The sequence below is a fragment of the Yersinia massiliensis genome (assembly GCF_003048255.1).
Lineage (GTDB): Bacteria > Pseudomonadota > Gammaproteobacteria > Enterobacterales > Enterobacteriaceae > Yersinia > Yersinia massiliensis_A.
Genome location: NZ_CP028487.1, coordinates 2,470,690 through 2,492,738 on the forward strand (window position 1 = coordinate 2,470,690; position 22,049 = coordinate 2,492,738).

Here is a 22,049-nt window from a genome sequence, read left to right on the forward strand (position 1 = left end):
TAAAGTCCTGGTAAAAAAGCTGAAGTTCATTATTAGCACACAACAATCAATTTTAAAATAAGCATATTTTACAAATATCTTAATATTTTAGATTGTTATAATTTTAACCCCCGCTTAATTACATGATGAAATTAAATGAGCCGTTAACTAGATTAATGAACAATCAACCCGATACAAACACTTTATATATTTAAAAAATTAATGAGGACATTATGAAAAATGACTGGCATCCGGCAGAAATCATTGCGGCAATAAAAAAGAAAGGATCATCTCTGTCAGCATTATCGAGACGTGCAGGATTAAGTGGATCAACACTAGCTAATGCACTTAGCCGCCAATGGCCCAAAGGCGAAAGGATTATTGCGACTTACTTGGGTGTAGATGCATCAACGATATGGCCATCGCGCTATAAGCATAAAACTAGCAGTATTAAAGATAAGCATCGACGCACTAAAAAGTAAGCGTGTCATATCATTTATAACTTGATATTAGATTGGAATAATCATTCACATTGATTGCTTTATGGGCAATTCAATGTGGATGATATTTTCTTCGAAATGATATTCTGCGCATTGTTGATGTTAATCAGGTAGCAGTGCCATCGCGCTTTCTTCATCTGTCACCAAAGCATTCACCCAATGCCCGCTGAGCGCGGCTTTGATAGCTTGATGTTTCTCTTTACCACCCGCAATCGCGATAACAGGTTTGACTGGCTCGATATGCAAGCTGGCACTGGTTAAACGCTGATCTAAGCTATAAGCAACACGTTGGCCATTGATATCAATAAAGTTGCCGAGCATTTCGGCCACCACATTTGAGGCCAGCAATGCCTCAACATCTTGCGCGGTGATAAACCCATCTTTGTGCAATGGGCAGTCATAACCCATCGAACCTATCCCAATGAAAGTGACATCTGCTTGTGCCGCTTTCTCAGTCACCATGCGATAAATTCGGTGATTGCACCATAAGTCACGGTCCACAGCGCTATCAGCAAACAAAGGCGCAGGCAAAATAAAATATCGGCCCTGCGTCTTCTCTGCCATCCACAACGGAACGTCGTAACGCGTGCAAGACCCATCTGCGGCGATAGCCCCAATCAGCGAAACACAACTGTGTTGCGGGCGCTCGAAATCAGGTAGCTCATCTATGGCGGCTTTCAAACTGCGCCCAGAACCCACCCCTATCACCAACGGTTGCTCTTGCCGGAGAAATTGCGCCATCACCTCCGCGCCGGCGACCGCGATCGCCCGCTGAATACCGGTGCTGTCCATGCCCAAACTTGGCACTACTTGGCACTGCTGCAACCCATAATGTTGTTGCACTCGTTCAGCTAACGCCATACAGCGCCCGACTGGGTGCGCAATATTCACGCTGACCAGCCCATTATCAATCGCACATGCCACCAGCCGCTGTGCTACCTGCCGTGAAACACCCAGCGCATCTGCAATTTCATGTTGAGTCTGCCCGGCAACGTAATACATCCAGGCCGCTCTGGCCGCTTGGTCTAATTTCTTGTCACTCTTTTGCATGGGTTATCTGCATGAGGAAATTGAATTATCAATGTTACTGAGTTTACGCCGCTATCGAGCAGATTTTTATCTTCGCTGTCGTTTCTGTGAGCTAAAGCTCAACTAAAGGGCAAAAGTTACACTAACCTATCGGCATTAGGGCAAATGCTCATGCAAAGGGCTTATGCTCAAGAATAATCTTAATGCCTATTGTGACTGCGGAGAACATATGAATACTGAGACGAAATCGACCCCTGCTGTATGGCTACATATTGGTGCAGGCTCTTTCCATCGCGCCCATCAAGCCTGGTATTTACACCGCTTATTAGCCGCTGGTGATAATCGCTGGACTATCTCGCTAGCGAATATTCGCGATGATGCCGCCCCTTTATTGGCCGCTCTTCAAGCACAAAACGGCGAGTACGTTCTAGAAACCGTGACCCCAGCGGGCGAGCGCAAATATGAAAAAATCAAGTCGCTGCGCAAGATAGTTCCTTGGGACAAGGAACTGAGTCAGTTGGTGGAACAAGGGAGTTTGCCAGAGACTCGTGTCATCTCCTTTACCGTCACCGAAGGTGGCTACTATCTCGATAACCAATTTAACCTACAACAAGACAACGCCGATATTCAGGCGGACCTTAAAGGTGACTGCCGAACGATTTATGGCGCGATCAGCCGTATCTTGCAGGAACGCCAAGAAAAGCACAGCGGCCCAGTCACGTTGCTGAATTGCGATAACCTTCGCCATAACGGTGAACGTTTCCGCCATGGTCTGCTGGCGTTTCTCGCCTTACGTGATCAACAAAGCTTGTTGCGTTGGGCGACCGACCAAACTCGTAGCCCCAATACCATGGTCGATAGAATTACCCCACGACCCGCAGATGACATTGCCCCACGGGTGCTGGCACAGACCGGATTTGCCGATAAGGTACCGGTCATGGGCGAGTCATTTATTCAATGGGTGATTGAAGATGATTTTATTGCCGGTCGCCCTGCGCTAGAAAATGTTGGCGTTGAAATGGTGGCGTCGGTGCTGCCGTATGAAGAGGCTAAGATTCGCATCCTCAATGCTAGCCACAGTTGTATTGCTTGGGCTGGGAGCCTAATTGGGCAGAGCTACATTCATGAGAGCACGAAAACGGCATCGATCCGCCAGATGGCTTATGACTATGTCACTCAAGATGTGATCCCGTCACTGTCACCTAGCCCACTGGATCTGGCCAATTATCGCGATGTCGTTTTAGAACGTTTCAGTAACCCCTATATTCGCGATACCAACCAGCGAGTAGCCGCTGATGGCTTCTCCAAAATCCCTGGATTTATTACCCCAACGCTAATGGAATGCTATCAACGAGGCTGCACCCCAACAGCAACGGCCATGTTACCGGCACTGTTCTTTGTCTTTATGGCGCGTTGGCATCAAGGCACCTTGCCGTATGAATATCAGGATGGCGTTTTAGATGCCCCTGCCGTACATGCCATGTTCGAATCGGCCGATCCGGTCGGTTTATTTGCCCGTGATAGCCAACTTTTTGGCCTACTCGCCCGTGATAGTCAGTTTGAAGCGTTACTGCGTCAATCGATTGATCAAGTTAACACTTGGGTTGCCGCTAACCGATAATCTTCGACAAGGAATGACTATGTATCTTGGACTTGATTTAGGCACATCAGAAATAAAAGCCATGGTGATTGATGAATGTGGCCAAATTGTGGCGAGCGAAGGCGAGCCACTGACGGTGCAACGTCCTCATCCACTGTGGTCTGAGCAAAATCCAACTGACTGGTGGCAAGCGACGCAAAGAGTGATTGGCCGGTTGCGCCATAAAATTCCGCAACGCTGGGGGGAGATCCTCGCTATTGGTCTTTCCGGTCAAATGCATGGCGCAGTATTGCTAAATCGTGAAGATCGCATTTTACGCCCTGCCATTTTGTGGAACGATGCCCGCTGTGCCGATGAGTGTGAAACGCTGACTCGTAATGCACCACAGTTGCACGATATTGCCGGCAATCTGGCTATGCCCGGTTTTACCGCGCCGAAACTGCTGTGGGTCGCCCGCCACGAACCGGACGTGTTCGCTCAATTATCAACGGTGCTATTACCCAAGGATTATCTACGTTGGATGATGAGTGGCGATAAGGTCAGTGATATGTCAGATGCCGCGGGCACACTCTGGCTGGATGTGGCGAAGCGGGATTGGTCAGATACCCTGCTTGCCGCTTGTGGGCTAACGCGCGATATGATGCCACGTTTGATCGAAGGCAGTGAACCCAGCGGGTATTTAAAAGCAGACATTGCGCGCGAATGGGGCTTGTCCAATAAAGTCGTGATTGCCGGTGGGGGTGGCGATAATGCCGCTAGCGCAGTGGGTATTGGAGCGATTAATCCTGGTGATGGCTTTATCTCATTAGGCACGTCCGGCGTATTGTTTGCCGTTAACGATAGCTACCGCCCCAACCCACAATCAGCGGTACATGCCTTTTGTCATGCGCTCCCCAATCGCTGGCATCAGATGAGTGTCATGTTAACGGCAGCCAGTGCGCTACGTTGGTTATGCCAATTATTGGGGACCAATGAAACCACCCTTCTGTCTGAGGTGGCTCAACTCAGCCGATCTGATCAGCGGCTGGCCCCGATTTTCCTACCCTATCTTTCCGGCGAACGTACCCCACATAACGACCCACTGGCAACGGGTGCTTTTCACGGTATGACGCATGCCACTGACCGCGCTGCACTGGGCTACGCGGTACTAGAAGGGGTCACATTCGGAATTGCTGACGGCCTTACGGTATTGCAAGCCGCGGGAACGGTGCTCACCCAGGCGTCATTGATTGGTGGTGGCGCGAGAAGTGCGTGGTGGGGGCAATTGATGGCTGACACCCTCAACTTACCGATTGTGACTCACAGTGGAGGGGAATCAGGAGGCGCCTTAGGTGCTGCGCGTTTAGGGTGGATGGCCGTCGGTGGCCACGAGCAACTTGTTTGTACTAAACCCCAGATTGACCAGCGTTTTATCCCCGATGTGAATCGGCAGGATGCCTTGTTCTCTCGCCTTGAACGCTTCCGACTGCTTTATCAACAACAGCGGCAGTTACGTCAACTCTGACCCTGTGACCGACAGACCTCACGAACCTAAAAATACGCTCAGTTGCCGCGGCCACTCATGCGACCAAAGCATTGGCTGCCGCGAGCAACTCAACCAACCGGCGCTCGATCGCCAGAGGAAATGACCATGCAAAAAAAACCTAGCCATTGGTTTGGTTTGCCGATGAATTTGTTTTGGGGTTACATTGCCATCGCCATCTTTATGAGTGGTGATGGTTTTGAAATGGCTTTCTTATCCAAGCACATTACGGATATGGGCTTTACCCCAGCGCAATCCGCTTTTGTGTTTACATTGTATGGCCTAGCCGCGGCGATTGCCGCATGGAGCTCAGGTGTGGTCGCTGAAATCATCACGCCACAACGAGCGATGCGGATTGGTTTCATTCTGTGGGTGGTGATGCACTGCCTATTTATGCTGTTTGGTTTAGGCATGAAAAGTTATCCGTTGATGTTACTGTTCTACGGCATTCGTGGTCTGGCTTATCCACTGTTTATCTATTCATTTGTCATGCTGATCGTGCAAAACGTGCCAAAACAGCAACTCTCTTCCGCCATGGGTTGGTTCTGGGCGATGTACTCCATCGGTATCGGTGTGGTGGGCAGCTATCTGCCGAGTTTTACCATTCCGATGATAGGCGAAACGGGCACATTATGGTTTGCGATTGTCTGGGTGACTGCCGGTGGCATGATGGCGCTAATACTGCTGCGTAATGTCGGCACCGCTAGCCCGAAAGCGTCGCTCTCCAATAAAGAGAAAATAAAAGAGCTGTCGCGGGCGGTCACGATCTTATTTACTAACAAGAATATCTTCTTGTGTTGCCTGATCCGCATCATCAACACCCTGTCACTGTTTGGTTTCGCCGTTATCATGCCGCTGCTCTTTGTGGGCCGGCTTGGCTTTAGCATGTCTGAATGGCTACAAATATGGGCCGTTTTCTTCTTCGTGACCATTTTCACCAATATCATGTGGGGGATTTTAGGTGAGAAAATTGGCTGGATGCGCCAAGTCCGCTGGTTTGGCTGTATCGGCTGCGCCCTTTCTAGCTTGGCGTTCTATTATATTCCGATGCATTTTGGCCATAATTTCTGGGCTGCGCTGATCCCTGCGGTGATGTTAGGGATCACCGTGGCCGCTTTCGTACCGATGACTGCCGTCTTCCCTGTTTTGGAACCCGAACACAAAGGCGCAGCGATCTCGATTTATAATTTGTCTGCGGGGCTCAGTAACTTTGCCGCGCCTGCCATTGCCTCGCTGGTGTTACCGTTCTTCGATATCGTGGGGGTGGTGTGGGTTTATACCGCACTGTATTTGTTCGCTGCTGTGCTGACATTAATTGTCAAAGTGGAACAACCCGGTCATGAGGATACTTATTACCGTCAGTCATCGCGTGACAGTCTCGGTGGGCAACCTGCTGCGGCTAATTTACAGGCTGAACGTTAATTTCGAGGTGATTTAATTCGAGTCAAACGCCTGCGTCAAAAGCGGGCGTTTGACCTAACCGCTAGATCTAAACCCTGCGGATAAAAATCAGCGTTTCATCCACTGACCATTAATACCGCGGACGTATTCCCCTGCTGCTGCGCGGTTAACGAGTTTCTGCCCCGCCAACTTGGCCACATCTTCAGTGGAAATATGGTTTTTTTGCGCGACTTCCTGATATTTTTCAGCGCGAGCAATATTGATTTGTTCCACCAGTGCCAAGGTTTCAGGATCCTTTTTCACCGGCGCTAAATAACCACTCAGCGTTTCACCCACTCGACCTTGCTGCTTGGCCTGTTCTAATGACAGTGCGAAAGCCATTGAGCTGAAAAGCAGGCTCACACTAAGTATCATACAGCCCAAAATCGCCCGAACTCGCCCTTGTTTACCACCAACCCAGCCTAATGTTTGCTTTGTCATCTTGGCTCCTTAGAACAAGTTGGATTGATTTTTGAGCAGGTTTTCCACATCTTTATCCACTCTGATCTGAATTTCATGCTCAATCTTGACGTTCATATTAATCGTGATGGGTTTTTCGGGAGTTGCTACCTCGAGGCGCACACAGCCACTGAGCAGTAAAATACCCAGAGCTATCGCCATACATTCCCCTGTCAAGATCTTCATTCCTTCGTCCTCGCCTGTGTTGCTGCTGATTGTATTGCAGATGGTTGTGTTGCAGATGATGGTATAGAAAGTGTTTGTTGTAACCACTCTTGTAAATTGTCACCAAAACGCAGGCTGCGCCAGAGTTGGAACACATTTTCTTGATGTTGATAATTCAAAATAACGGCACGTTTAGCATTTTTCTGCGTATTCACACCATGAATCTTTGAACTTAGCGTTAATTGCCCCAGATTATCAAGATCCACTTTCGCATAGGATTGATAAATCTCCATATAACGTAGCCAGTCTATCGCCGCGCCCGCGACAATATTGCTCTCAGCGATTGAGTTCGCCAAATCTTGATCCAAGCGTAACGTCACCATACCGTCGTTAGCCATCCAGCCATTACGCACGAGCCATTGCGGATTATTGAGATAAAGCGGAAGCTCGCCATTCACTTTACCTGACATCGCCAACTGCTTCGGTTGCAACACCGTAAAAAGCTCACTGAGATCAATAGCACTTAATTTCAGTACTGCGGCATCATGCTGGGGTAATCGTAACGCAGACAGACTCATGTGACCGTTAAGAATATCCATACCGACATTGCTGAGTGTTAGCGGCGCATCCTCTGAGTAGGGATAACTGCCCTGCAAATCAGCGGTGATATTCTGCATCTCAAACAAATTGGTGAGCGAAGCGATACGCAGCATGACGGGCTCTTTAGCGCCTAACTGCCAACGATGATTCTCCAAGCGGTAAGACATGACAAAATCAAGCCCGCTCAATTCACCGTCTTTTAACCACATGCCACCATTATTCACTACCCAATGACCACCCGCTGTAAATCCTTGCTGACGGGCTGCCGAAAAGGCCGCTTGCGCATAAAAATGCCCATCACGTAATTTAATGCCGAGTTCTTGCGATATCAGTGGTTGGAATACGGCTAATGATTGTTTCGGCCACCAGCCTTCACCACGTAAACGCTCACCATCCCAACGGCCACGCAGTGAAATTGGCCCAATGGCCTGTGCTTGTAACTGCCCCTGCCATAAGAAGCTGTCCGGCTCGCGGCCATTCAGTTGCAATGATAATAGTGCTGGAGGTAAGTAACCGCCGCCATCACTGAACGATACTTTTTTCGCGCCTAACTCAAAACCAGCAATAAAGGCGGGATGATGGTTATCTCGCTGCCACGTAAGAGGTTTAACCAAGGTTAACCGAGGGGCTTCGACTTTCACCAAACCGTACTGTAGGCGATCAAACCCCGTCGATAATTTATCAACAGTGATAAGCGTCCCCCGCCAATTCCCTGTGCCATTCATATCCCAACGGGCAGCCAACGGCGGCAATTGACCATTCCCCCAGTAACGCCATTGCCACTGACCTTTATCTGGCCAAAACTCTTGCGCCTGACCATCTAGGTGCACGTTGAAACGCCCCCAGTAGCTGTCTTGCGCATCCACAATGGCTTGTAAACGCCCCGTGACACCCGCGGCAGTCACTTTGACACCGGCTAAAGGCCATCGCGCATCTCGAATACGGAATTCCGGCGTGACATTACCGTGCGCTCGTAACAATGCGCCAGAGCGTAAAACCCATGTGGGGTTCAGGACTGAGCCACTTAGAATGCCCGGTATCGTGGCATTTAATACGATATTTTCCAGATTAGCTTGCCCACTGATCTGGAATGCTAAATCACTGTTTATCAGGCTCAGATTGCCGGGGCCGAGCGTCAGTACCGCATTGCCTTTGCCGCTCTGACCTGAAGTAATCACATTGATTCGAGCATCGACCGACGTTTGTTCTAACCCTTGATCCCAGTCATGCAACGTCAGATTGATGCCACCGCTGATAGGTTGCTGTGCATAGGGCCACTGCCATTGCCCATTCACGATTTGAATTTGATTTATGGATGCATTCCAGGGTAAACGGGCTAGCGGGACATCATCACCGCGCTCAGTCAGTGTCAGCACCCCTTGCTGCTGCTGCCAACTTAAGTTCAATAACAGCGGCTTAGAGAGATAGCCAGTTGTCAGCACACCATCAAGCGAGCCTTGCTCAGGCCAATTATCCAATGACAACGGAATTTTGATTTTACCGCTCAGTTCAAACGGCTGCGTTGTACCGGGAACGGCAATCGAGAATTGATGTAGGCTAAGTTGCTGGTTTTCATCCAGTGTCGCGGCAAAACTTAATTGTTGCCCCTGATAATGCAACTCTTGGCTAAACTTCTTAGGTGGATTATCGCTATCGATACCCTGTGATGTCAGGGTTAATTTACCGGCGTATTGCTGCCATGGCGTAATTTGCAAGTTATCGATATTCAGGCTCAACACGGATAGCTGTTGTTGCCAGTAGGCTAAATCTTGCGGAGTGCTTTCACCCTCGGAGGGGAATTGGCTCAGGCAGGCGGTATCCAATGCGACACTACCGGCCCCCACTTGCCAGCGTTTTTGATGGTAACCCACACTCAAGTTATCAATATTGGTGAGTATGCAATCTTTTATTTGATAGCGCAGATGTGAGATACGCAACGCACCATCTCGCCAGACTGGCGGTTTTTCGAGTGTTAATTGGCTACCGGCAGGTAACCAATATTGGGCGACTGGGGGTAACCATTGCGGCAGGGTTTTCCATAACACCATCAGTGAAATTGCGCTAACCAATAACAGCAAACTCACTATTTTTACGCATTTAGCCATGACTTGCCTTGTTTTAACACCGATCTAGCTCGGTATGTATGCTTTGATTTCATTCATTTAGACTACTGCAAGATAGCACAATAGAATCTTATATCCATGTCACGTGAATTTGGCTGCCACCCATAAAAAAGGACATAAAAACCTTTATTTTTATGGCAGAAGAACGTGACAAGTATGGCATTAGAACGTGACAGGTTATTTAGCTAACTTATTCTTGTGGCAAATTGTATGATTTATACAAATCTGTTAGATTGATCACATTATTTTGACGGAGATATCACGATGAAATTAGCCGTTTACAGTACTAAACAGTATGACCGTAAATACCTCGAATTGGTCAACAAAGATTTTGGCTTTGAATTAGAGTTTTTCGATTTTCTGTTGTCGCCAAGAACAGCAAAAATGGCGGCGGGCTGTGACGCGGTCTGTATCTTCGTTAACGATGATGCTTGTCGTGCAACCTTAGAAGAGCTGAAGAGCGTCGGGGTTGAGATTCTCGCCTTACGTTGCGCCGGCTTTAATAACGTGGATCTTGAGGCTGCAAAAGAGTTGGGCATTCCAGTAGTTCGTGTTCCGGCCTATTCACCCGAAGCCGTGGCTGAACATACTGTCGGCATGATGATGAGCCTCAACCGGCGTATCCACCGTGCATATCAACGTACCCGCGATGCCAACTTCTCGCTAGAAGGTTTGATTGGCTTCAATATGCATAATCGTACCGCTGGGATTATCGGCACCGGCAAGATTGGGGTTGCCACCATGCGTATCCTCAAAGGTTTTGGGATGCGTTTACTGGCCTTTGATCCCTACCCTAGTGCTCAGGCACTGGAGCTGGGTGCTGAATATGTGGATCTCAAAACCTTGTATGCCGAATCAGACGTTATTTCGCTGCACTGCCCAATGACACCAGAAAATCATCATTTGTTGAATAAAGCCTCTTTTGATCAAATGAAAGATGGTGTGATGATCATCAATACCAGCCGTGGCGGTTTGATTGATTCAGCAGCCGCGATCGAAGCGTTGAAACAGCAGAAGATCGGCGCACTCGGTATGGATGTTTATGAAAATGAACGTGACTTGTTCTTTGAAGACAAATCCAATGATGTGATTCAGGATGATGTTTTCCGCCGCCTGTCTTCATGCCATAACGTGTTGTTCACTGGTCATCAGGCATTTTTGACCGAAGAGGCACTGACAAGTATTTCTGCTACTACTATGCAGAATATTGCTCAGTTGAAGAATGGCGAACCTTGCCCGAACATGATTACCGTCTAATAAGCCATTCCCGCAGCTCCGATACCGACGGTTTCGATACCCAATAGATTTCGAGTCGCAGGAAGGCGGCAAATAAGTGAATCCCGATGAGCTGACATCAGTCAGTGATTCGGGTGAGCAAATGCAGCCAACATACCTGCGGCTTGAAAGATGCTCACAGTTTCGATACCCAATAGATTTCGAGTCGCAGGAAGGCGGCAAATAAGTGAATCCCGATGAGCTGACATCAGTCAGTGATTCGGGTGAGCGAATGCAGCCAACACACCTGCGGCTTGAAAGGTACCCGCAATTTCGATACCCAATAGATTTCGAGTCGCAGGAAGGCGGCAAATAAGTGAATCCCGATGAGCTGACATCAGTCAGTGATTCGGGTGAGCAAATGCAGCCAACATACCTGCGGCTTGAAAGATGCTCACAGTTTCGATACCCAATAGATTTCGAGTCGCAGGAAGGCGGCAAATAAGTGAATCCCGATGAGCTGACATCAGTCAGTGATTCGGGTGAGCGAATGCAGCCAACACACCTGCGGCTTGAAAGGTACCCGCAATTTCGATACCCAATAGATTTCGAGTCGCAGGAAGGCGGCAAATAAGTGAATCCCGATGAGCTGACATCAGTCAGTGATTCGGGTGAGCGAATGCAGCCAACACACCTGCGGCTTGAAAGATGAAGGGTATGATGAAGGGTATCAGGTTGCTGGGCAAGCACCACGCAACAACGCCCACTCCTCACAACGCTTACCATCTGGCAACTGACACATCCCGACACTACTACCATTGAGCTGCTTGGCTAACGTCAGTACCCCGCCGGCATTAGCACAATTGACTGATGCTGGATTTGCCATCGTGACTTTGGCGTGGGCACTGGTCGCTTGCTGAACAGGCTCATATGTTTCGTTATTATTTGATGCGGTATTCGCTGAATCATTGCTGCTGCAAGCGGCTAAAAAGAACATGGCGCCGCCCACAAACCATGATGATACTTTCATTCTTTTGCTCCGACATGAAAAATATATAGCGCTCTAATGGAGTCATATAATATCGGTTATAATTAAATTACAACAAAAATACACATAATCACGTTAATTTAATTTAGCTGAGTCAAAACTACCCACGTAATTATAGACGCGACTTACCACTTAATGCATCGGACAAATAATTAAATTGATATTAATCTGATCGCGAGTCATAAGCCTATACTGCTGGTCAAGTGACTAAAACGCGTTAATGCCAGATTTGCCGCACAAAGAGGAAAAGGAATGAAGATCATCATTTTGACGATAAAGATTAGGATGGAATAACGGCGATACGAGCTCCCCGTACCGCTTGTTTATTATTAGTGCATAGGTGTTTTCGACAATAAATTAATCACCAATACGCCCGCGACAATCAGCGTCATACCGACAATGGCCGCCCAATCCAATTTTTGTTGATACAAAAAGGTGGCTGCCACTGACACAATAACAATCCCTAACCCTGACCAAATGGCATAGGCGATACCTAATGGCATGGTTTTCACCACCTGCGAAAGTCCCCAAAAAGCAATACAGTAACCAATCACCACCACAATAGAGGGGACTAAGCGGGTAAAACCCTCAGAGGCTTTCAACATCGTGGTTGCGACGACCTCAGCCACTATTGCCATCATTAAGTACATGAAACCGCTCATCGCTATCCTCTCATTTTGTTATTGAGTAAGCATTATGCCCGCCCAAGATTAAATCTTCATTCATTCTAATTCCGCGTCACAATTATTTCACAAATTAACTTAACCGCAGCGCAATAAGCGTTCTGCCATCATGTCAGTGACGGTTTTTTGTTGTCACAAATAGTTTTCTAATTGTAATAATGATTATCTAAATTGACGGATTATCCCCCAAGCCCCCTGCTCACATCATTCAATGTCAGTGACCGCCACACAAATGCGATAACTGGCAAAAATGTGCTCTGCTAGAATTTCGTCATTAGTTCAAATAGCCAGTTCATCCACTAAGGCTGTTCATTACCCTTTTTCTGTGCGTAACGCGCGTTTATGCATAATAAGCAATGTGAAGGTACAATTTAATGATTACTACTGACGGTAACAGTGCCGTTGCTTCTGTGGCCTATCGCGCCAGTGAAGTGATTGCAATCTACCCTATCACGCCGAGTTCGACCATGGCCGAACAAGCTGATGCCTGGTCCGGTGATGGCAAAGTGAATATCTGGGGTGATATCCCCCGCGTGGTGGAAATGCAGTCTGAAGGCGGTGCGATTGCGACCGTCCATGGTGCGCTACAAACGGGTGCTCTATCCACCTCATTTACCTCCTCGCAGGGATTGCTATTGATGATCCCAACACTTTATAAGTTGGCTGGCGAGCTGACACCTTTTGTGCTCCATGTCGCCGCGCGGACCATCGCGACCCATGCGCTGTCTATCTTTGGTGACCATTCTGATGTCATGGCCGTGCGTCAAACTGGTTGTGCCATGTTGTGTGCCAGCAGCGTACAGGAAGCACAAGACTTTGCTCTGATCTCCCAAGTGGCAACGCTAAATAGCCGTATACCTTTTATTCATTTCTTTGATGGGTTCCGTACCTCGCACGAAATCAATAAAATTGTTCCGCTGAGTGATGACACACTGCGCCAACTGTTACCGCAAAAAGGAATCGATGGTCATCGCAGTCGCGCACTTTCACCGGATCATCCGGTGGTTCGTGGAACCTCAGCTAACCCTGATACCTATTTCCAGTCACGCGAGGCCACCAACCCTTGGTACAACAGCACCTACCAGCATGTCGCTGATGCCATGCAAGCATTTGCCGAAGCGACTGGGCGCGAATATAAGCCATTTGAATACTACGGGCATCCGCAAGCAGAGCGAGTAATCATTCTGATGGGCTCGGCTATTGGTACCTGCGAAGAAGTGATTGATAGCTTGCTAACTCGTGGCGAAAAAGTCGGCGTGCTTAAAGTGCGCTTATTCCGCCCTTTCTCTGCTGAACATTTATTAAGTGTACTGCCGCAATCGGTGACCAAAGTGGCGGTATTGGATCGCACTAAAGAACCCGGCGCTTTAGCTGAGCCATTATATCTGGATGTGATGACCGCCTTGGCAGAAGCCTATAGTCGAGGTGAACGTGAGACATTACCGAAAGTCATCGGTGGCCGCTACGGCTTATCGTCTAAAGAATTTGGTCCTGATTGTGCGTTAGCCATTTTCAAAGAACTGAGCTTGGAAAAGCCGCGCCCACGTTTTACCGTCGGCATTTTCGATGACGTGACCGGTTTGTCATTACCGTTGACCGATGAGCAAATCGAGCAACGCGCCACGCTGGAAGCCCTGTTTTATGGCCTTGGCAGTGATGGTTCTGTCTCAGCAACGAAAAATAACATCAAGATTATCGGCAACAGCACCTCGCTCTATGCGCAGGGCTATTTTGTTTACGACTCAAAAAAGGCCGGTGGTCTGACCGTCTCGCATTTACGCGTCAGTGAAACGCCGATTAACTCGGCTTATCTGGTTAGTCACGCTGATTTTGTTGGTTGTCACCAATTGCAATTCATCGACACTTACCAAATGGCTGAACGGCTAAAACCAGGCGGCATTTTCCTGATTAATACTCCGTTTAGTGCCGATGAGATGTGGTCACGTCTGCCACAGGAAGTTCAGGCGGTACTGCACCAGCGTAATGCTCGTCTGTTTGTGATTAATGCCGCCAAAATCGCCCGTGAATGTAAACTCGGAGCGCGCATCAATACTGTGATGCAAATGGCATTCTTCCACCTGACGCAAATATTGCCTACCGAGATGGCGATCGAGCAGTTGCGTGCGGCCATTGATCGCAGCTACAGCAATAAAGGGCCAGAAATTGTCACCCGTAACTGGCAAGCACTGGATGCTACCCTCGAAGCACTGGTGGAAATTCCGCTGCAACCCATCGATGAGCATAGCCCGATGCGCCCACCGATCGTCTCGGATCAAGCGCCCGATTTCGTCAAAACTGTCACGGCAACCATGCTGGCTGGCTTAGGTGATGCGCTACCTGTTTCAGCCTTCCCACCAGACGGGACTTGGCCAGTGGGCACCACTCAGTGGGAAAAACGCAACATCGCCGAAGATATCCCCATCTGGCAGCCTGATTTATGTACCCAATGTAACCACTGCGTAGCCGCCTGCCCGCATTCAGCAATCCGTGCCAAAGTGGTCCAGCCCGATGCGATGTCTGGTGCGCCTGATAGCTTGCAATCATTGGACGTCAAAGCGCGTGATATGCGGGGTCAGAAATATGTGTTGCAAGTCGCGCCGGAGGATTGCACCGGATGTAACCTGTGCTACGAAGTTTGTCCGGCGAAAGACCGCCAGAATCCTGAAATCAAAGCCATCAACATGAAGCCACGGTTGGAGCATCTGGTGGAAGAGAAAGCGCACTATAACTTCTTCCTCGAACTGCCTGAAATCGATAAAACAACGATGGAACGTATCGATATCCGCACATCACAGTTGATTTCACCGCTGTTTGAATACTCCGGCGCGTGTTCCGGTTGTGGTGAAACACCGTACATTAAGTTGCTGACCCAGTTGTATGGCGATCGCTTATTAATCGCCAATGCTACCGGTTGTTCTTCCATCTATGGCGGCAACTTGCCCACAACGCCGTATACCACCAATGCCGATGGCCGCGGCCCTGCGTGGGCTAACTCACTGTTTGAAGATAACGCCGAGTTTGGTTTAGGCTTTCGTCTGACGGTTGATCAACATCGCCAGCGAGTTACTCGCCTAATCAACGAACTCGCACCGCAACTACCATCCGATTTGGTCAGCCAATTGCTCAATGAAGAGGCTACACCGGAAGTTCGACGTGAGCAGGTGACACAACTGCGCCAGCTATTGCGTGAAATCCCTGGCAACGATGCGCAGCAGTTAGCCACAGACGCTGATTACTTGGTAGATAAATCCATCTGGCTTATTGGCGGCGACGGCTGGGCCTATGATATTGGTTTTGGCGGCCTTGACCACGTGCTAAGCCTGACAGAAAACGTCAATGTGTTGGTGCTAGACACCCAGTGCTACTCTAATACCGGCGGTCAGCAATCTAAAGCCACCCCGCTGGGGGCCGTCACTAAATTTGGTGAGCATGGTAAACGTAAGGCGCGCAAAGATTTGGGTGTCAGCATGATGATGTACGGTCATGTTTATGTGGCGCAGATTTCATTGGGTGCGCAGCTCAATCAAACAGTGAAAGCCATTCAGGAAGCTGAAGCCTATCCAGGTCCGTCACTGATTATTGCTTATAGTCCTTGCGAAGAGCACGGTTACGATCTGGCCTACAGCCATGACCAAATGAAGCAATTAACCGCGACCGGTTTCTGGCCACTTTACCGCTTCGACCCACGCCGTACCGATGAGGGCAAAGCCGCCTTGGCGCTGGATTCTCGCCCACCGAGCAGTGACCTGACCACCACACTGCTCAATGAGCAACGCTTCCGCCGGCTCAACACCCAAGAACCCGAGGTCGCCGCACAGCTGTACGCGGACGCTGAAAAAGACCTGAAAAAACGCTATGACTTCTTGAGTTTGTTGGCCGGAAAAGCCGAGAAAACTGCCGCGGAATAATGGGATAACCCATAACGTTAAAAGCCAGTCAGCAGATACTGACTGGCTTTTTTTATGGTGGGCTTTTAGAGACTTTCACCATTAGTTTCAATGACATTTTGATACCAATAGAAGCTTTTCTTACGAGAGCGTTCTAGGGTGCCTTTACCGTCATTATCTTGATCAACATAAATAAAGCCATAGCGCTTGTTCATTTCTGACGTTGAAGCACTGATCAGATCGATAGGTGCCCAAGAGGTATAACCCATCAATTCAACACCATCTTTCACCGCTTCTTTCATTTCTTTCAAATGAGAACGGAAGAACTCAATGCGATAATCATCATTGATTTGGCCATCGCCATCAATGTGATCGACTGCGCCCATACCATTTTCCACCACAAATAATGGGATTTGATAGCGGTCATACATATCATTAAGCGCAATCCGCAAACCTACGGGGTCAATTTGCCAATCCCAATCGGTTGTTTTCAGATGTGGGTTTTTAACGCCACCAGCAATATTCCCGCCCACTTTATCCATTTTGTCGGCATTAACGCTGGTCACCAGTGACATGTAATAGCTGAATGAGAGAAAATCAACGGTGTGCTGTTGTAGGATCTCCTCATCACCCGGCTGCATAACGACCTTAATGCCCTTCTCTGCAAAACGTCGTGTCATGTGGCGTGGATAGCGGCCACGAATTTGGACATCAGAGAAGAAGTAATTTAGCTGGTTTTCTTGGTGGGCCAGTAACACATCTTCTGGTGCACAACTTTCCGGATAGGTCAGCAAACGTGTCAACATGCAGCCAATTTTTGCGTCCGGTGAAATTCGTTTACAGTGTTTGACGGCTAATGCGCTGGCAATAAACTGATGGTGTAGCGCTTGATAAATCACTGATTCAACTTCATCAACGGGGAAACGTTCGGTGACAATCCCGCCCGAAGTAAATGGATGACGAATTAAGCTATCAATTTCATTAAACGTTAGCCAATATTTAACTTTCTCTTGGTAACGCTCGAGTACAGTAATGGCAAACTTCTCAAATAAATCAACCGTCTTACGGTTACTCCAGCCACCATAGTTATTAACCAAGTAGATTGGCATTTCGTAATGAGAAAGCGTCACGAGCGGCTCTATCCCATTCTTATGCATTTCATCGAACAACTCATCGTAAAAACGCAGACCAGCTTCATTGGGTTGTTCTTCAATACCATTTGGGTAAATTCGGGTCCAAGCAATAGATACGCGCAATACTTTGAAGTTCATCTCGGCGAATAAAGCCATATCTTGTTTAAAACGATGATAAAAATCGATGCCTCGACGCTTTGGATATTGACTCGCATCTTGGGTGGCAATCGCTTCTTCTATTTGCTGATTAGTAATTTTATAATGTTTTTCGTATTCTTCACGTTTGAGATCTTTTTTATGAATCGCCATATCAGCTGTCGATAAACCTTTGCCACCGACATTCCAGCCGCCTTCAACCTGATTAGCTGCGACTGCTCCTCCCCATAAAAAACCTTTAGGGAAACCATTAATTACTGAATTTGTCATTTTAACTCTCCAACGTGTATTTAAATTGAGGCGGGAAGGACCGTTATTAATATATTGCCACGATCAACGCTATCTTTTTCCGTCGCCAAGATATTGCTATAATTTTCAGTATTGGCGATGACTATCGGGGTTGTCATATCAAAACCTCTGGCAACCAACTCATCAAGATCGAAGGTCAAGAGTAGTTGCCCTTGAGACACAATATCGCCCTCATTAATATGACTCGTAAATAACTCACCATTTAATTTAACTGTATCAATGCCAACATGAATTAATATCTCCATTCCATTATCTGAAACGACACCTAAGGCATGGCGAGTATGGAATAATTTTGATACGACGCCATCTACGGGGGAATACACCGCACCTTCCGTAGGATAAATTGCAATACCCTTACCCATTATTTCACTGGCGAACACACCATCTTTTACTTCTGTCAGCGGGATGACTTTGCCATTAAGTGGCGCTGATAATAAAAGTTCGCTTACCCCTTGCGCTGATTTATCTCGCATAACCGGGTTATTATTAAGTGGCGTAATTGAAACGTCCGAAACCTTATTTTCATCTTTTTGCTCATCGAATCCGAGGATATACGTCAATATCGTAGACAACGCGAATGACATCGATATTCCAATCACATAATAAGCAAACGTATTTGTCATAAAAGCAGGTAGCGTGGTCAATGCTGGGAAAACATAAGCCATCACGGTGGTACCCATCGCACCAACAAATCCTCCTGCAATGGTGCCGGCAATAAGAGATGCGATCAGCGGGCGTTTATATTTTATAGAAATACCGTAAACAATCGGTTCGGTCACGCCAGCAAAAAGGGCTGGAACCATGGTAGATAGTGCAAAGGATTTTAATTTCTTATCCTTGGTTTTCAGGAAGACACCAAATGCAGCACCAGCTGAAGCAAATGTGGCGGTGGCAGCAGCAGGCTTAATGGTATCGAAACCATGTAATGCCAGATTATTGAGCATCACTGGGACTAAACCCCAATGCAAGCCGAACATGACTAACAATGTCCAACCGCCTCCTATGATCGCTCCAGTCAACATACCGCTCACACTGTTCAGATAAGCGATACCTGCCCCAATACCATCGCCTAAATACACGCCAATTGGCCCAACGGCGATAACAATAACCGGTACCATGATGAGCAAGCCCAACATAGGGACTGCAATCATTTCAATACTTTGATGGATAAATCGTTTCAAAAATCGTTCGAGATAGGAATAAGCCCAAACAGCAAGTATCGCGGGAATGAGCGTGGATGAGTATTTCATCAGCACGACGGGAATACCCATAAACTCCACAATATCGCCTTGATTCTGCATCAATCCAGTAAACGTGGGTTCGAGTAAGGCCCCCACAATGGCGACTGAGACAAAGGGGTGTGCATTAAAAGATTTAGCACATGAAAATGCCAGTAAGAGCGGTAAAAAATAGAAAACACTGTTACTGGCTGCAGCAAGAATTTTATACGTGCTGCCGGTAGGATCGACAAATTGATAAGTGGTTAGGATAACCAGCAAGGCTTTTAACATCCCAGCGCCAGCAAGTGCAGGAACAATGGGGACCAAAATAGAGGACATCTTATTAAAGATACGACCGACTATATTGCCTTTCTTTTCTGTCGATTGATGCGTATCCGCTGAGGATGAGTCACCCTTAATGCCAAAATCATCAATCATCACGTTATAGATTTTGGCGACATCATTACCTACCACGACTTGATATTGCCCATTACTTTCCACGGCTAAAATAACGCCATCCAACTTATCCAGTATCGTTTTGTTAAACTTTTTTGAATCTCTGAGAGAAAATCTCAAACGTGTAATGCAATGAGTGAGTGATATAACATTCTCTTTCCCACCGACATGTTTAATTATTTCCCCTGCCAGCATGTGATATGCATTCATGGGCTAACCTCAATTTAAATAATAATCGATTGAATCCACTTATTTTTATGGATAAAGTATTTTATTGCTTAACAACAAACCAATTAGATTGGCTTCCTCACATGCTCAATATGAATGGAGAGAAACATCATTTCATCGTCGGTTAACGATCGTCCATACTCGTGCTTAATGAATCTATTTATTTTCTTCGCACACTCATAAGAAATATCATACTTTTCTGCAACAATATCATGGAGAGAGTTATCGTCGGTAGAAACATAGGTATTACTTAATAAGCGATGTGAAAAGAACTTCAAATGAGTCACAAAACGCTGAAAATTAATCGACTCTTCTTCATACTCTATATTGAAGTGATATTTAACAATATTTAATATGTCTTGAATCACTTTTGACACATTTTCAATATCAGGCATCGTGCCATCTTTTTGCGAATTCAACAGATGCAACGCAATAAATCCCGCTTCATCTTCAGCAAGCTCGATATTGAGATTTTGTTTAATGCTATCTAATGCAGCAACTCCAATAATGAATTCATTTCGGTAAAGTCGCTTAATATCCCAGAGGAGCATATTTCTGACATGAACGCCCTGCTTTGCTCTTTCAATAGCAAAACTGATGTGATCAAGTAATGAGGCATACACACTTTTATGAATTTTTCTGTCTAATTGTGTCGTGGCTTGTTTGACAATCTCTAAGACAATATCAAATAGAGCCTCGGGCACATCCTGAAAAGCATCATTTGCTTTACCGAAGCTATTTTCTTCATCCAGGCGGAATATTTTTTGAATGCAGGCGTCATCGACAAGGTCACTGGCTTTTTTATTGAATCCGACCCCTTTTCCAATAACAACGCATTCTTTCCCACTAAAATCGTGGGCAACAACAACGTTATTATTCAGAACTCTCTGTATTCGCATATTCCACCCAAAAAAAAAGGCAAAACGTAAAAGAGTTCATTCTCTTTTAGGTTTTGCCTGTTATTACACAGTAACAATCCGATAGGCTCAATAAATCATAATGGCTGGGTTGTTGCAAGTGACCTTTATTATTCTTCCTTTTTTTGTGAGCTATTTCACAGCCCATACTGAATATGTTTCCCCTAAGTAGGGGGTATCCTGCCACTACGCCATAGATGAAAACACTAATATATATGCTTGTTGAATGATAAACTGACGCCATAGCAACGATGCCCTGTCATGCCATAACTGGATATGAGTCACGTACAAATGCAAGAGAAACAAGTGGTTAATCAAAAGAAACAATATGATTTGAACAAATTGCAAAAACGCTTACGCCGAAATGTGGGTCAGGCGATTGCCGATTTTAATATGATTGAAGAAGGTGATCGGGTCATGGTTTGCCTGTCTGGCGGTAAAGACAGCTTTACCATGCTCGACATTTTGCAAAATCTGCAAAAAAGTGCGCCGATTAGCTTCACCTTAATTGCCGTCAATTTGGATCAGAAACAACCTGGTTTCCCCGAAGATATTCTGCCTGCTTATCTCGATAAACAAGGTGTCGAATACAAAATTGTGGAAGAGAACACTTACGGGATAGTGAAAGAGATTATCCCTGAAGGCAAAACCACCTGCTCACTGTGTTCGCGCTTACGCCGCGGTATTCTGTACCGTACAGCCACAGAATTAGGGGCAACCAAAATAGCCTTGGGTCATCATCGTGATGACATTCTGCAAACACTTTTCCTCAATATGTTCTACGGCGGTAAGCTAAAAGGCATGCCACCTAAATTGATGAGCGACGACGGTAAACACATTGTTATTCGCCCATTAGCCTACTGCCGTGAAAAAGACATTGAACGGTTCGCGGAGGCCAGAGAGTATCCTATTATTCCTTGTAACTTGTGTGGATCGCAGCCTAACCTGCAACGTCAGGTGATCAAAGACATGCTCCGTGATTGGGATAAGCAGTATCCAGGGCGCATTGAAACCATGTATAGCGCCATGCAGAATGTTGTGCCATCGCATCTGAATGACCACAATTTATTTGATTTTAAAAGTATCAAGCACGGTAGCGAGATAGTTGACGGGGGGGATTTGGCTTTTGATCGCGAAGAATTGCCGCTGCAACCTGTTGGCTGGCAACCTGAAAGTGACGATGAGAACGAAAGTCAGCCATTAGTTCGTCTTGATGTGTTAGAGATTAAGTAAGCTTTAGTTGATTCTCTCGCCTCACCTCATGTCACATTTGGGATGGGGCACATTATTCCCCTTTTGTGCCATCTGCGGTATTTCATGAAAAACAAAAAAAATGCCGATGTTGATATAACATCGGCATCGTAACAATTATGTGCTATG

At 46.9% G+C, this 22,049-nt stretch carries 16 protein-coding genes; 7 read left to right on the plus strand and 9 right to left on the minus strand.

All coding sequences use genetic code 11. From position 1 onward, the window contains the following. Positions 1-212: 212 nt before the first annotated feature. Entirely contained in the window at positions 213-461 is a 249-nt protein-coding gene (locus tag DA391_RS11535; protein ID WP_072087092.1) for a helix-turn-helix domain-containing protein, read from the plus strand. Positions 462-581: 120 nt separating this feature from the next. Here DA391_RS11535 and DA391_RS11540 read toward each other — a convergent pair whose 3' ends face one another. Further along, entirely contained in the window at positions 582-1,529 is a 948-nt protein-coding gene (locus DA391_RS11540; protein ID WP_050081111.1) for a sugar-binding transcriptional regulator, read from the minus strand. Positions 1,530-1,737: 208 nt separating this feature from the next. Here DA391_RS11540 and dalD point away from each other — a divergent pair, with 208 nt between their 5' ends. From dalD to DA391_RS11555, 3 genes are all read left to right on the plus strand, one after another. Continuing rightward, positions 1,738-3,129 carry a D-arabinitol 4-dehydrogenase gene (dalD, locus tag DA391_RS11545; protein WP_050081112.1) on the plus strand — a complete coding sequence of 464 codons (1,392 nt, stop codon included), beginning with the start codon at positions 1,738-1,740 and terminating at the stop codon, positions 3,127-3,129. A 19-nt stretch (positions 3,130-3,148) separates the two neighbouring features. Continuing rightward, a complete protein-coding gene (xylB, locus tag DA391_RS11550) occupies positions 3,149-4,612 on the plus strand; it encodes a xylulokinase (RefSeq protein ID WP_050081113.1) in 1,464 nt (487 codons plus the stop codon). 126 nt (positions 4,613-4,738) lie between these two features. Beyond that, a complete protein-coding gene (locus tag DA391_RS11555) occupies positions 4,739-6,052 on the plus strand; it encodes an MFS transporter (protein WP_050081114.1) in 1,314 nt (437 codons plus the stop codon). Positions 6,053-6,139: 87 nt separating this feature from the next. Here the strand turns inward: DA391_RS11555 and DA391_RS11560 are convergent, their stop codons facing one another. The 3 genes from DA391_RS11560 to DA391_RS11570 are packed head-to-tail and all read right to left on the minus strand — an operon-like array spanning position 6,140 to position 9,399. Further along, positions 6,140-6,511 carry a YdbL family protein gene (locus DA391_RS11560; RefSeq protein WP_050081115.1) on the minus strand — a complete coding sequence of 124 codons (372 nt, stop codon included), beginning with the start codon at positions 6,509-6,511 and terminating at the stop codon, positions 6,140-6,142. A gap of 9 nt (positions 6,512-6,520) precedes the next feature. Then, positions 6,521-6,715: a YnbE family lipoprotein gene (locus DA391_RS11565; protein ID WP_019209950.1), complete on the minus strand. Its 195-nt coding sequence runs from the start codon at positions 6,713-6,715 to the stop codon at positions 6,521-6,523. After that, positions 6,712-9,399 (minus strand): YdbH family protein, encoded by a 2,688-nt coding sequence (locus tag DA391_RS11570; protein ID WP_108087724.1) that lies wholly within the window; start codon positions 9,397-9,399, stop codon positions 6,712-6,714. Before DA391_RS11570 ends, DA391_RS11565 begins: the two co-directional genes overlap by 4 nt. Before the next feature lie 282 nt (positions 9,400-9,681). Between DA391_RS11570 and DA391_RS11575 the strand changes: the two genes are divergently transcribed. After that, positions 9,682-10,674 carry a 2-hydroxyacid dehydrogenase gene (locus DA391_RS11575; protein WP_050285606.1) on the plus strand — a complete coding sequence of 331 codons (993 nt, stop codon included), beginning with the start codon at positions 9,682-9,684 and terminating at the stop codon, positions 10,672-10,674. A 688-nt stretch (positions 10,675-11,362) separates the two neighbouring features. Here DA391_RS11575 and DA391_RS11580 read toward each other — a convergent pair. Both DA391_RS11580 and DA391_RS11585 read right to left on the minus strand, forming a co-directional pair. Beyond that, positions 11,363-11,662 (minus strand): putative hemolysin, encoded by a 300-nt coding sequence (locus DA391_RS11580; protein WP_019209947.1) that lies wholly within the window; start codon positions 11,660-11,662, stop codon positions 11,363-11,365. A gap of 347 nt (positions 11,663-12,009) precedes the next feature. Next, the gene (locus DA391_RS11585) at positions 12,010-12,342 is read right to left on the minus strand and encodes a DMT family transporter (RefSeq protein WP_019209946.1); all 333 of its coding nucleotides are present in this window, start codon (positions 12,340-12,342) and stop codon (positions 12,010-12,012) included. A 395-nt stretch (positions 12,343-12,737) separates the two neighbouring features. Here DA391_RS11585 and nifJ point away from each other — a divergent pair, with 395 nt between their 5' ends. Beyond that, positions 12,738-16,271, plus strand: a complete 3,534-nt coding sequence (gene nifJ / locus DA391_RS11590; protein WP_050285601.1) for a pyruvate:ferredoxin (flavodoxin) oxidoreductase — start codon at positions 12,738-12,740, stop codon at positions 16,269-16,271. Between the two features lie 65 nt (positions 16,272-16,336). On the opposite strand, the gene DA391_RS11595 is transcribed toward nifJ, so the two are convergent. The 3 genes from DA391_RS11595 to licT form a co-directional block, all read right to left on the minus strand. Next, on the minus strand, positions 16,337-17,809 hold the full coding sequence (locus DA391_RS11595; protein WP_050081118.1) for a glycoside hydrolase family 1 protein: 1,473 nt from the start codon (positions 17,807-17,809) through the stop codon (positions 16,337-16,339). Between the two features lie 20 nt (positions 17,810-17,829). Further along, entirely contained in the window at positions 17,830-19,734 is a 1,905-nt protein-coding gene (locus DA391_RS11600) for a beta-glucoside-specific PTS transporter subunit IIABC (RefSeq protein WP_050081119.1), read from the minus strand. Positions 19,735-19,817: 83 nt separating this feature from the next. Then, a complete protein-coding gene (gene licT, locus DA391_RS11605; RefSeq protein ID WP_050081120.1) occupies positions 19,818-20,651 on the minus strand; it encodes a BglG family transcription antiterminator LicT in 834 nt (277 codons plus the stop codon). 309 nt (positions 20,652-20,960) lie between these two features. On the opposite strand from licT, the gene ttcA reads away from it, so the two are divergent. Beyond that, entirely contained in the window at positions 20,961-21,902 is a 942-nt protein-coding gene (gene ttcA, locus DA391_RS11610) for a tRNA 2-thiocytidine(32) synthetase TtcA (protein WP_050081121.1), read from the plus strand. Positions 21,903-22,049 lie beyond the last annotated feature (147 nt).